Genomic DNA, 10,612 nt, shown 5'->3' with positions numbered 1-10,612 from the left:
GGAGCCGGACGAAATCGTCCGGCTCCTGCACGCCCACACACAGCACTACGGCCCCAGTGGGCAGCTCAGAGGTGTCGAGCGGGTCGTGGATGACGACTCCGTCGAGGTGCTGTGATTGGCGATTTATGCCCGCGACCGGCTCCAGTAGCACGTCCCCGAGGTCGTCGAGCACGCGCGCCAGACTCGTGTGTGGCTTTCCAGGCATCGGCGCCAACTCCACCTGAACGTCGTGCTCAAACCGGGCTCTTTTGGTTCTGTTCGACGGAATCTAGCATCTGTTTCATCCCTGCCTACGAACTCAGCCAGCCCTTTCCGATGGTCACCTCTGCCAGTGCCTCGGGGATCGGAGCCACACCGAGGCCGGGCCCGGACGGTACCGGCAGGTGTCCGGAGTCGAGGACGAACGGTTCGGTGATGTCGGTGCGGTAGAAGCGGTCCGACGCAGAGGTGTCGCCGGGCAGCGTGAACCCCGGCAGCGACGCGAGCGCGACGTTGGCGGCCCGGCCCAGCCCGGTCTCGAGCATGCCGCCGCACCACACCGGCACGCCGTGCGCGGCGCAAACGTCGTGCACCCGCCGGGCCTCCAGGTAGCCGCCGACCCGGCCGGGTTTGATGTTCACGATCCGGCAGGCGCCAAGGGCGATCGCGTCGGCGGCCGAGCGTGCCGAGACGATTGACTCGTCCAGGCAGATCGGTGTGGTGATGTGCCGGGCCAGCTCGGCGTGGCCGCGTACATCCTCCTCCTCCAGCGGCTGCTCGATCAGCAGCAGTCCGAACGGGTCGAGTCGCTGCAGCTGGGGCACGTCAGAGAGCGTGTACGCGGTATTCGCGTCGACTTGGAGCAGCAGGTCGTCGCCGAAGCGTTCGCGGACCGCCCGGACCGGCTCGATGTCCCAGCCGGGTTCGATCTTCAGCTTGATCCGCGCGTATCCCGCGTCGATGTATCCGCCGACGACGTCGAGCAGGTGCGGGATCGAGTCCATGATGCCGACAGAGACTCCGCACGGAACGGAGTCCCTGGTGGACCCGAGCGCGGCGGCGAAGGACGTTTCCCGCACGCGCAACTCGGCGTCGAGGACGGCCATCTCCAGCGCGGCCTTGGCCATTCGGTGGCCCTTGATCGGGGCCAGAAGCGGCGCGACCCGGTGCGCGGTCACCTCCTTTGCCCGCAGCAGCGCGGGGACCAGGTAGTCGCGCAGGACGTGTTCGGCGCCGTCGACGTACTCGGACGAGTAGTGGGGGTCGGCCAATGCGACACACTCGCCCCAGCCGTCGCCGGCCGGGGTCACCACTCGAACGAGCAGCAGGTCGCGTACGTTCTGCGTCCCGAATGATGTCCGGAACGGTGCCACCAACGGCATCCGGATCCGGAGGAGTTCCACGCCACTGAGCTTCACGAAGAGTGCTTCCTTTCCAGTACGTACCAGCCGGCTCGGTCGAAGCCGGAGACTGTTGCTCCGTCGGCCATCAAGCCGTGCAGAACCTCTCGGAGCGCGAGGCGCCACGACCGGCCGAGCGCCGGGTCGCTCCTGCGCAGCGCCTCGATGTCGGGCGGCACGGCCACGAGGATCACCGGCGCATCGCACGGACCGGGTATCGGTCGGCCGTCTGCTCCGGTGGACAGCGCGAGTACGGCGCCCTGCGCGCGCAGGGCGGTCGCGTCGGTGTGCGTGTGCTCGCCGCGGCACGCGGCCTGGGCCGGTGCACCGGCGAGCTCCCACGCGACCACGAGGCGGTCGGTTTCGCTGGTGCCGTTGATGCCGTCATGCATGGGGCCGTAGAAGTCGGGCTCATAGCGGACCGGGCGGGCAGCCAGTTTCGTCATGTTGAAGTGGGCGTTGCGGCATACCAGGGGGTCGAACGTCCAGGAGATGGTGCCGGCCTCGTGGCGCAGCGCCCAGGCGCGTTGGTGCAGTTTGAGAGCGAAGCCGAGCCCACGTCCGAGCCCTTTGTGGGCGACGCCGGCGATGTGGCTGTGCAGGGATCCGCGGGCGGGCTCGCCGAAGAATCCGAAGCAAGCGCCGAGGAGTTCGTCGCCGTCGAACGCGCCGGACACGTAGTTTCCTGCTGCGGTCATCGCTCTCAGCAGCTCTGTTGTCACCGGTTGGCTGCCGGGCTCCGATTGCCAGATGGATCGAAAAAGCGTGGAGACTGCGGTCAGGTCGGGGACCTCGGTCAGCTCGCGGACCGTCACTCCCGAAGCCGAGGCTGACGCTGCCGCAGTTATGTCGGCCTCGGTCTGCACCGACCGCAGTGTGCGATCGGGCAGATTCGTAACGGGATCAGTCACCGCGACGCCCTTCCGGTGGCCTTGGTCGTGTCACGGATGGCTTGCACTTCCGGCCCTTTCGTCGTCGTTCTCTGAAGTTCGGCGGGCCAGAACGGCCTGTGCGAGAGCCGTGAGCAGCGCGGTGCGTTGCGGCAGCTCTGCGACGACGACGTGTTCATCGTCGGCGTGTGCTCCGCCGCCCACCGCGCCAAGGCCGTCGAGCGTCGGAATCCCCAGTCCCGCCGTGAAGTTTCCGTCCGAGGCGCCACCGACCGCCGCGGCAATGAGCGGCCCGAATCCGAGATCTGGTGTGAGTGAGTCCGCGAGAGCGAACAGTTCGCTGGACGCGGCGGAGTCCAGCGGCGGCCGGTTGATCCCGCCCGTGATGTGAACGCGCGCGCCAGGCAGCGCAGGTCGCAAGGCACGCAGGGCCCGGTCGACGCGTTCCTGCTCCGCCTGGTCCCATGCCCGTACGTCGACCGCCACCTGAGCGGCGGCCGGCACGGTGTTGGCCGTCGTGCCGGCCGAGAGGACCGTCGGCACGACGGTCGTCCCGAGTGCGGCGTCGGCCAGGCCGGCCACGGTGAGGATCTGGTGCGCGATCTCCACCCCCGCGTTCACACCCTTGTCAGGCTCCAGCCCGGAGTGCGCGGCGCGGCCTTCGACCTCGATCCGGTACAGGGAAGCGCCCTTGCGGCGGCACTTGAGCCCGCCGCCCTCGGCCGAAGCCTCAAGGACGAACACCGCGTCGCAGCTGCGGGCCTCCTCCTCGATCAGCGGCCGTGACCGAGGCGAACCGATCTCCTCGTCCCCAGTGATCAGGATCGCAAGCCCTTCACGCTGCGGGAGGGCTGCGGCAGCGTGCAACGCCATCACTATTCCCGCCTTCATGTCGAAGCAGCCAGGGCCGCGCAGCACGCCGTCACGCACGGAGTACGGGTGCGTTCGAAGCGAGCCCACTGGCCAGACCGTGTCGTGGTGTCCCAGCAGCAGTACGCGGGGCGGGCCGTCACCGAACCGCCAGCGCAGGTGGGTGCACCCGTCGGTCACGAGGTATTCAGGGTCCGCGCCCAGCAGGCGCCGGCCGACCGCGGCCACTGCCGCGGCACTGTGCGTGAGCGCGTCGTGGTCCTTTGACGGCGATTCACAGCACACCAGGGCCTCGATATCGGCGAGCAGAGAGCTGACGTCCGGCGTCCTCACCGCGGCTCCCCCCGCAGCGCCCTTCCGGGGAAGGCGTCGGTCCGCAGAACACCGTCCGAGACCACGGGCACCCCGGCGACGTACAGGTGCCGGACACCCCGGGAGAGCCGCGTTGGATCGGCGTACGTGGCGGTGTCGGTGACCGTCTGCGGATCGAGCACCACGAAGTCGGCGTCGGCCCCGACACCGAGGTGGCCCTTCGCGCGAGCGGCCGGCGCGACGTCGTCGAGGATCCGCGCCGGCAGGTAGGAGCACCGCCGGAACGCCTCCAGCCAGGTCCAGGCACCGCTCTCGCGCACCATCAGGCGCAGTGTCTTGGCGAAGGTCCCCGCAGTACGCGGGTGCGTCGATCCACCGGGGGGCAGGGGCCACACAGTGCTGTCGTGGCTGCCGTCGGGCCAGAACACCGGCATCGCGTCGCTGGCGACGACGGCGTCCGGGAAAGCGAGCGCCTGCTGCATCAGCGCACGGCTGCGAGGGTCGCGCTCGTCGAGGAACTCAAGGAGACAGGGCGCTCCCGGGTCCTGCTTGCGCAGCTGATGCAGACGGGCCTCGTCGGCGATCCGCTCGCCCGTTTCGAGCATGATGACGCTCGTCGGGCCCAGGCCCTTCAGACGCAGCCGCTCCGGAGCGATGAACGCCGCGCCGACCGCCGTACTGCCCGCTCCGTACGGATACGCTTCCACCGTCACCCGCGAACCCGCCCGCCGCGACTCCTCAAGCGCGCCGAGCACCCGGTCGACGTGCCGACCGGAGGTGCTGTTCACGTGGCAGTGGTGCATCGCCGCGCCGGTCTCGGCAGCAGCGATGGCGATCTCCATGGCCCCGTCAACTGGGGTGTCCGGATCCATCTCGACCAACTCACGGACGTGGGTGAACGTCGGTACCCCCGCCTTCGCCGCCAGGCGCGCGACGGCGAGGAACTCCGCGGGCTCCGTTTTGGGCGCGTAGCCCATCAGGACCCCGATGCCGAGCGCGCCACCGGCCAGTTCGCCCTCCAGGAGGGACAGCCAGGCAGCCAGTTCGCGCGGGGACGAGGACCGCTGCCAACGCGGGTTGCCCAGCACCGCCAGCCCCGACTCGATGCGGGCGTCGGGCGCGATGCCGGCGAGTACCTGCGCCCGGGCGCCGCCCCAGGAAGCGGAAAAGCCGTAGTGGAGCGGGCGTCCCGCCGCGGCCGCCTCGGCGTAGGCACGTTCGACTGGCATCAGCCCGGCCTCCAGGTCGAGCGCCGTGGTCACCCCGTCCATCGCCTGCAACCGTTGCCCGGCGATCGAGTGAACGTGGCTGTGCAGATCGATGAATCCCGGCCCGAGGATGAGTCCGGTGAGATCGACCACGGCCGTGCCCGGCGATGCCTCGAGCCCAGCCCCGACCGCTATGACCTTCCCGGCGGCCACCAGCACGTCGGCCGGCCCGTCGAACCCCTTGGCCGGATCGATGACTCGGCCGCCTCGCAACAGTGTCTGCATGGTCGTCTCCTTACGAACGCCGACTGCCCCCCGACCCTAGGAGCCCAGTGGGCTTACCGGTTCGTTCGGTACGACGAACCGGCGCTCAGGTGTGTGTCCGTGTGAACGAAAAGGCTTCCCCGGCCGCCGTCGGGGACAGACGCCCGGAGCACGGTCCGGATGCTCCTCGTCTGCGAGCGGTCTGTGTCCTGCTCCTACAGGCTGCAAGTCCCGCGTGGTCGCCCGGTCGGCGTGGTGCTGCTCGTGCCGCCGCCCGAGCCGGTTCTGTGGGCCGTCGGTGGCAAAGCGGCCCGCGCCCGCTTGCGCCTGTGGTCGGGTTCCCGCACCGCGCTGAACAATCGCCTTGGCCAAGACGTACGGACGTATCTCAGCGGACTGAGGGGAACCACCGAAATGGACAGAGCGGGACGTCCGGATCGCAGAACTCTGCTCGCCGGCGGACTCGTGGTCGCCTCGGCCGCACTGGCGGGGTGCTCATCGACGAGCGCCACCCCGATGGCGACCAGCACTTCGCCGGAAGCACGGCCGGCCACACCCGCCGAGGCGCTCGCGAGACTGATGGACGGCAACAAGCGCTGGGTGAGCGGAGACCTGCGACATCCCGACCGCGATCCGAACCGGCGCGAGTTCGTAGCCCAGAAGCAGGAACCTTTCGGAGCGGTCCTTTCGTGCATCGACTCCCGGGTGCCGCCGGAACTCCTCTTCGACACCGGACTGGGTGACCTCTACGTGATGCGTACAGGTGGGGAGGCGATCGGTCCGGTGGTCACGGGGTCCGTGGAATACGGGCCCACGACGAGTGGCACTCCGCTCATCGTGGTTCTCGGGCATCAGCGCTGCGGCGCCGTCGAGGCAGCGTTCAAGTCCATCCGTGACGGCAAACCGTTGCCCGGCAACCTGGACGCGATCGCCAAGGCCCTGCGGCCGGCGTACGAGCAGGCGGTCCGCGAAGGCGGTGCCGACCCGGTCGAGACCATGGCCCGCGCCCAGGTCGAGCTGACCGCAGCCGACCTGCGCTCCAACCAGGACCTGGCCCCACTCGTGGGAAAGGGCACCCTTGCCGTGGTCGGCGCCTACTACTATCTCGACACCGGCAAGGTGGAAGTCCTGGCCGGCGCACCTTCCTGACCCGCCGAACGATACGCACGCGCGTTGACGCGCCTCGCCTGGGGCACAGCCTTTCTGCTCGATGCCGGCGCCCGCGTACTCATGGCCTACACCCTTCCGGTCGACAGCGCTCCGCTGCTCGGCGTCGTCCTCCTGATCGCCGCACTCGTCATCGCGCAAGGCGCCCCCACGCTCCTCGGACGCCGCAGTGGGCAAACCCTGAAGCGTGTCAGCACAGCCACCGGGATCGAGCGGGCATCCCCTCTATAATACTTGCTACATTACGCAACTGAGCAACCATGAGCGATGCAACCCGCCACAGGAGGAGGAACTGCCCATGCCCGTCGTCCGCCGGGGGCTGTCACGGCTCGGCCCGGCCCTGACCGCCCTGGCTCTGATGGTCTGCGCGATGTCTACGCCCGTCCCCGCGCACGCCGCGGGGACGGGCCTCGACAGCGTGGCCGAGGCCCTGAAGAAGAGCCCCGTGTACGTTGATCCGCGCGCCCGGGAACGGCTCTCCGAGGCCGACGCCATAGACCTCGCGAAGAAGATCGAGGACGCGGGCAAGCCCGTCTTCGTCGCAGTGCTGCCCGAGGCTGCCGAGTTCCCTCCCAAGACTCTGATGCGGGACCTGCGCACCCAGGTCGGCATCGCCGGGGTGTACGCCGTCCACCTCGGCGACGGTTTCAACGCGAACGCGGACTCTTCGGTGATGTCGCGCAATGCGGTCGGTAACCTCACCGGCGCTGTCAAGCGCTCCCATTCCGGGGATCCCGAAGGGCTCCTGGCGGCCTTCGTCGACCAGGCCACCGAGCAGGCCAAGGGGCAGGCCCCGGCCACCTGGAGCGGTTCCGAGGACGATGAGGGGAGTGGCGGCGCGGCAGTGCTGCTCACTGTCGGTGCGGTCGCGGCGGTCGGCGGCGGTGGGTACGCCTTGTACCGCCGCTCGAAGAAGAAGCGCGAGCGCGCCGAACTGGACGCCCTGCGCGTCGTCGTCGACGAGGACATCACCGCCTTCGGCGAGGAACTGGACCGACTCGACTTCCACCCGTCGGAGCCCGGGGCCGACGACGCGATGCGGCAGGACTACACCCACGCACTGGACACGTACGACAAGGCCAAAGACCTGATGTCCGCGGCCGCCAGGCCGCAGGACGTCCAGCCGGTGACCGCAGCCCTGGAAGAGGGCCGGTTCGCGCTCGCCACCCTGGCCGCACGCCGCGCCGGCGCCCCGGTGCCCGAGCGCCGCGCTCCCTGCTTCTTCGACCCTCGCCACGGCCCGTCAGCCATCGATGCGATGTGGGCTCCGCCCCACGGCATGCCGCGCAACGTACCGGCCTGTGAGGCTGACGCCGACCTCTTGGCGGCCGGGCAGGAGCCGATGGCCCGTCAGGTGCGGACCGCCCATGGTTCCCAGCCCTACTGGAATGCCGGACCCTCATACGCACCTTGGGCGGGTGGCTACTTCGGCGGCACGGGCAGCATGCTCGGCGGCCTGCTCGTAGGCACGATGCTGGGCTCGGTCCTCAGCGCACCCTCCGCCTTCGCCGACACAGCGCCCGTCGACAGCGCTCCCGACGGCGGGGAGTTCACCGGCGCCGACTTCAACCCGGGCGACTTCGGCGGTGGTTTTGACGGCGGCGGCTTCGAGGGCGGCGACTTCGGCGGTGGAGACTGGTGATCGGCCCTCGATGGTTCGGGCTCACGCCGTGCAGGGGTCATCCCGCTTCCGTGCGACGGCCAGCCGCTGCTCCGCCCCGTCCAGGAGAATGTTGAGTACGACCGGGTAGGCACTGAGGTTCATCCGGTCCGCCAGCAGATGCGCGGTGGCGGCGATATGCGGGTGCGTGTCGGCGGGCAGCCGGGCATAGGTGGAGGTCCACATCTCCTCGTCGGCCTCTCTGGCCTCGTCCTTGAGTGCCAGCGCACCCGCGTCCAGCGCGGCAAAGGCCAGCGCCAGGTCTATGAAGGCGTGGTAGACAGCGACGGCGTCCACGTCGTCGAAGCCCGCTGGGCGCAGGATACCGAGGATCGTCTCGTCCACCTCGATCTCGCGGGGGCGGCCGGTGACCCGGCTGGCCGTCAGGACGGCGGCCTGGGGGTGGGCAAGGTAGGAGGAGTGGATGGCCAGGCCCAGCGCGCGCAGATCGGCACGCCACTCCCCCGTCGCCCTCCAGCTGTCGAGGGCCTGGCTCATCAGCTCCTCGCCGATTGCCCGGGCCAGACCGTCCAGGCCCGCGAAGTACCGGTAGAGGGTGCTCGGGTCGGCGCCGAGCGCAGCGCCCAGGCGCCTCGCGGTCAGACCGGAACTGCCGTGCTCGCGCAGCATACGCAGCGCGGTATCCACGATCAGCTTCTCCGACAGCACCGTGCCCTGCCGGGTCGGCCGCCGCCTACGCCGCGCCGTCTCCGGCACCACCTTCTTCGGCATCACGCCTCCATCTCTTATGCCAACGCCGTAGACCTTAAATGACGCCGTCGCGTTCCATTGAGGCACGCCGGGGCGCTCGCCCGTGGGGCTGCCCCAATGAACCGATGAACTCGACGAAAGGGTGTGTGACATGCGCGTACTTCTCGTAGGTGCCGGCGGCGTCGGAACCGCCGTCACCCGTATCGCTGCCCGCCGCGACTTCCTGACCCACATGGTCGTCGCCGACTACGATCTGGCCCGCGCCGAGGCCGCCGTCGCCGAACTGGCCGAGCATGGCGGCCGGTTCAGCGCGCGCCGCCTCGACGCCTCCGACCAGGACGCGGTGCGCCGGGTCCTGGTCGAGGAGCGCTGCGACGTATTGCTGAACGCGACCGACCCACGGTTCGTGATGCTGCTGTTCAACGCCGCGCTCGCCGCGGGCACGCACTACCTCGACATGGCGATGTCCCTGTCCGCGCCGCACGCTACCGCCCCGTACGAGCAGTGCGGGGTAAAGCTCGGAGACGAGCAGTTCGCCCGGACCGACGCCTGGGCCCGCTCCGGCCGTCTCGCTCTGGTCGGCATGGGTGTGGAGCCGGGCCTGTCGGACGTCTTCGCGCGGTATGCCGCCGACGAACTCTTCGACGACATCGAGGAGATCGGCGTGCGCGACGGCTCCAACCTCACCGTCGAGGGCTACGACTTCGCGCCCTCGTTCAGCATCTGGACCACCATCGAGGAGTGCCTCAACCCGCCGGTGGTCTACGAGAAGGACCGCGGCTGGTTCACCACCGCGCCGTTCAGCGAGCCGGAGGTCTTCGACTTCCCCGACGGCATCGGGCCGGTGGAATGTGTGAACGTCGAGCACGAGGAGGTGCTGCTGATACCGCGCTGGGTCGAGGCCCGCCGGGTGACGTTCAAGTACGGCCTCGGCGACGACTTCATCGCCAAGCTCAAGACCCTCCACGAGCTGGGCCTCGACTCCACGGCCGAGGTCACCGTGCCCAGCGCGGACGGGCCGGTCCAGGTGTCCCCGCGCGACGTGGTCGCCGCCTGCCTCCCCGACCCGGCCACCCTGGGTGACCGTATGAAGGGCAAGACCTGCGCGGGTACCTGGGTCAAAGGCACCAAGGACGGCGCCGCGCGCCAGGTGTACCTGTACCACGTAGTCGACAACGAATGGTCGATGCGCGAGTACGGCTCCCAGGCCGTGGTCTGGCAAACCGCCATCAACCCCGTGATCGCCCTCGAACTCATCGCCGACGGCTCCTGGGTGGGCAGCGGCGTCCTCGGCCCCGAGGCACTGTCGCCGCGGCCGTTCCTCGATCTGCTCACCGAGTACGGGGCTCCGTGGGGTATGCGCGAGGAGCACTGATGCGACCGCCAGGCACCACCGGCAAGCCGCTTCGCCGCGTCACCCGGGGTGCCTGCCGGTCCCGGGTCCTCCGGGCCGGCGCGGCGGCCCCATACCCGCATCCCAGCATGCACATGCCGAATGGCTTGGCCTGTACGGCGATCAATACCACGACCGTAACGCCCTCTCAGTCGTGAGGAACGACAGCGACAGGGCAACGCGCGTGATGAATGGCGGCTTGGGCCACAGGGCCCAGGTGTGGTGCCAGCGCGGGGCGGTGCTTGCGGCGGCCGACAACCAGCAGACCGGCACCATGAGCAACCCCTGTAACAGCCCTGGCGGGGCTTTCGAGAGCGATGGTGTCACTCACCTCCACGAGCGGGAACTTGTCACGCCAAGGGCGGAGGATCCGCTCGAGGTGCTTCCGTGCCTCCTGGGTGATTTCCTCCGTCACGTCGTGATCCACACCCCACGGCACATATGCGCTCAGCGGCAGGCTCTGGCCATGGACGGCTCGAAGAGGCACCCCCCGCGCCGCGGCGGTGCCGAAGGCGAATTCGAGCAGGTCGTCGCAGGGGCCGTGCAGTTTCAGTGCTACCACGACGCCGCCTTCCACAGCTGGAGCGGGTTGCGGCCCCCGTTCACTCGTTTCGGCGCGCACCAGAACCACCGGCCCCTCGGCCCGCGCCACGACGGGCATGCTGATGTCGCCGAGAAAATAGCTCTCGACGGGCAGCAGCCCGCGCGAACCGAGCACGGTCATCTCTGATTCCGCTGCCGCCAGCAGCAGCGCGTTC

Annotated in this window: 10 protein-coding genes; 4 read left to right on the top strand and 6 right to left on the bottom strand. The window is 69.5% G+C overall.

What is annotated here, in order from left to right; genetic code table 11:
* Positions 1 to 290: 290 nt before the first annotated feature.
* The 4 genes from menC to ACFU8Q_RS34045 form a co-directional block, all read right to left on the bottom strand.
* The gene (menC, locus tag ACFU8Q_RS34060) at positions 291 to 1,397 is read right to left on the bottom strand and encodes an o-succinylbenzoate synthase (protein ID WP_384461774.1); all 1,107 of its coding nucleotides are present in this window, start codon (positions 1,395 to 1,397) and stop codon (positions 291 to 293) included.
* Positions 1,394 to 2,077 carry a GNAT family N-acetyltransferase gene (locus tag ACFU8Q_RS34055; RefSeq protein ID WP_384461771.1) on the bottom strand — a complete coding sequence of 228 codons (684 nt, stop codon included), beginning with the start codon at positions 2,075 to 2,077 and terminating at the stop codon, positions 1,394 to 1,396. Before ACFU8Q_RS34055 ends, menC begins: the two co-directional genes overlap by 4 nt.
* Positions 2,078 to 2,320: 243 nt before the next feature.
* The gene (locus ACFU8Q_RS34050; RefSeq protein ID WP_384461768.1) at positions 2,321 to 3,472 is read right to left on the bottom strand and encodes a M20 family metallopeptidase; all 1,152 of its coding nucleotides are present in this window, start codon (positions 3,470 to 3,472) and stop codon (positions 2,321 to 2,323) included.
* Entirely contained in the window at positions 3,469 to 4,944 is a 1,476-nt protein-coding gene (locus ACFU8Q_RS34045) for an amidohydrolase family protein (protein WP_384461765.1), read from the bottom strand. Before ACFU8Q_RS34045 ends, ACFU8Q_RS34050 begins: the two co-directional genes overlap by 4 nt.
* Positions 4,945 to 5,337: 393 nt before the next feature.
* Here ACFU8Q_RS34045 and ACFU8Q_RS34040 point away from each other — a divergent pair, with 393 nt between their 5' ends.
* From ACFU8Q_RS34040 to ACFU8Q_RS34030, 3 genes are all read left to right on the top strand, one after another.
* A complete protein-coding gene (locus ACFU8Q_RS34040; protein WP_384461762.1) occupies positions 5,338 to 6,072 on the top strand; it encodes a carbonic anhydrase in 735 nt (244 codons plus the stop codon).
* A 24-nt stretch (positions 6,073 to 6,096) separates the two neighbouring features.
* A complete protein-coding gene (locus ACFU8Q_RS34035; protein WP_384461759.1) occupies positions 6,097 to 6,321 on the top strand; it encodes a hypothetical protein in 225 nt (74 codons plus the stop codon).
* 67 nt (positions 6,322 to 6,388) lie between these two features.
* On the top strand, positions 6,389 to 7,732 hold the full coding sequence (locus tag ACFU8Q_RS34030) for a hypothetical protein (RefSeq protein ID WP_384461756.1): 1,344 nt from the start codon (positions 6,389 to 6,391) through the stop codon (positions 7,730 to 7,732).
* Positions 7,733 to 7,753: 21 nt separating this feature from the next.
* On the opposite strand, the gene ACFU8Q_RS34025 is transcribed toward ACFU8Q_RS34030, so the two are convergent.
* The gene (locus tag ACFU8Q_RS34025) at positions 7,754 to 8,482 is read right to left on the bottom strand and encodes a TetR/AcrR family transcriptional regulator (protein WP_384461753.1); all 729 of its coding nucleotides are present in this window, start codon (positions 8,480 to 8,482) and stop codon (positions 7,754 to 7,756) included.
* Between the two features lie 130 nt (positions 8,483 to 8,612).
* Here ACFU8Q_RS34025 and ACFU8Q_RS34020 point away from each other — a divergent pair, with 130 nt between their 5' ends.
* Positions 8,613 to 9,836: a saccharopine dehydrogenase family protein gene (locus ACFU8Q_RS34020; RefSeq protein ID WP_384461751.1), complete on the top strand. Its 1,224-nt coding sequence runs from the start codon at positions 8,613 to 8,615 to the stop codon at positions 9,834 to 9,836.
* A 166-nt stretch (positions 9,837 to 10,002) separates the two neighbouring features.
* Here ACFU8Q_RS34020 and ACFU8Q_RS34015 read toward each other — a convergent pair.
* Positions 10,003 to 10,612: universal stress protein (locus ACFU8Q_RS34015; protein WP_384461748.1), on the bottom strand; the 610-nt coding region annotated here is incomplete at its 5' end.

It is taken from the genome of Streptomyces sp. NPDC057543 (assembly GCF_042801895.1).
Lineage (GTDB): Bacteria > Actinomycetota > Actinomycetes > Streptomycetales > Streptomycetaceae > Streptomyces.
This window is presented reverse-complemented; position numbering and strand designations above follow the sequence as displayed.

Excerpts from the sequence above, each read along its gene's own strand:
- ACFU8Q_RS34025 (WP_384461753.1), bottom strand. The coding sequence starts at position 8,482 with ATGCCGAAGAAGGTGGTGCCGGAGACGGCGCGGCGTAGGCGGCGGCCG.
- ACFU8Q_RS34030 (WP_384461756.1), top strand. The coding sequence starts at position 6,389 with ATGCCCGTCGTCCGCCGGGGGCTGTCACGGCTCGGCCCGGCCCTGACC.
- ACFU8Q_RS34045 (WP_384461765.1), bottom strand. The coding sequence starts at position 4,944 with ATGCAGACACTGTTGCGAGGCGGCCGAGTCATCGATCCGGCCAAGGGG.
- ACFU8Q_RS34055 (WP_384461771.1), bottom strand. The coding sequence starts at position 2,077 with ATGACCGCAGCAGGAAACTACGTGTCCGGCGCGTTCGACGGCGACGAA.
- ACFU8Q_RS34040 (WP_384461762.1), top strand. The coding sequence starts at position 5,338 with ATGGACAGAGCGGGACGTCCGGATCGCAGAACTCTGCTCGCCGGCGGA.
- ACFU8Q_RS34020 (WP_384461751.1), top strand. The coding sequence starts at position 8,613 with ATGCGCGTACTTCTCGTAGGTGCCGGCGGCGTCGGAACCGCCGTCACC.